Genomic DNA, 689 nt, shown 5'->3' with positions numbered 1-689 from the left:
GAAAAGAGCTTGAGTACACAGTAAGTGAAGTAAAAGTGAAAGACTATGAAACAAAAGTAGAAGGAACGACGATTACGAATACTTACAAGAATACAGAAACAACAGAAGTAAGTGGTAAGAAAGTATGGGAAGACTACGACAATAAATTCAACACACGTCCAGGAAGCATCACGGTTCAACTGCTTCAAAATGGAACAGAATTTAAAACGCAAGAAGTGAAAGTAGATGAAAAAGGAAACTGGACATTTAGTTTCAAAGATTTACCAAAGTACGATGAACAAGGAAAAGAGCTTGAGTACACAGTAAGTGAAGTAAAAGTGAAAGACTATGAAACAAAAGTAGAAGGAACGACGATTACGAATACTTACAAGAATACAGAAACAACAGAAGTAAATGGTAAGAAAGTATGGGAAGACTACGACAATAAGTTTGGTACACGCCCAGGAAGTATCAAGGTTCAACTGCTTCAAAATGGAAAAGAGTTTAAAACGCAAGAAGTGAAAGCAGATGAAAAAGGCAACTGGACGTTCAGTTTCAAAGATCTACCGAAGTACGATGAACAAGGAAAAGAGCTTGAGTACACAGTAAGTGAAGTAAAAGTTGACGGCTATGAGACAAAAGTAGAAGGAACAACAATCACGAACACGTACAAAAATACAGAAACAACAGAAGTAAATGGTAAGAAAGTA

1 protein-coding gene is annotated in these 689 nt (G+C 36.1%); it reads left to right on the top strand.

Annotated features, from left to right (window positions below; all coding sequences use genetic code 11):
- The coding region (locus MR113_RS27300) for a Cna B-type domain-containing protein (RefSeq protein WP_242257483.1) at positions 1-689 on the top strand (689 nt) is incomplete at both ends.

Source organism: Bacillus cereus group sp. BfR-BA-01379, from assembly GCF_022663605.1.
Lineage (GTDB): Bacteria > Bacillota > Bacilli > Bacillales > Bacillaceae_G > Bacillus_A > Bacillus_A mobilis.
The sequence above is the reverse complement of the archived record's forward strand: the minus strand, read 5'-3'. Positions and strand labels throughout refer to the sequence as shown.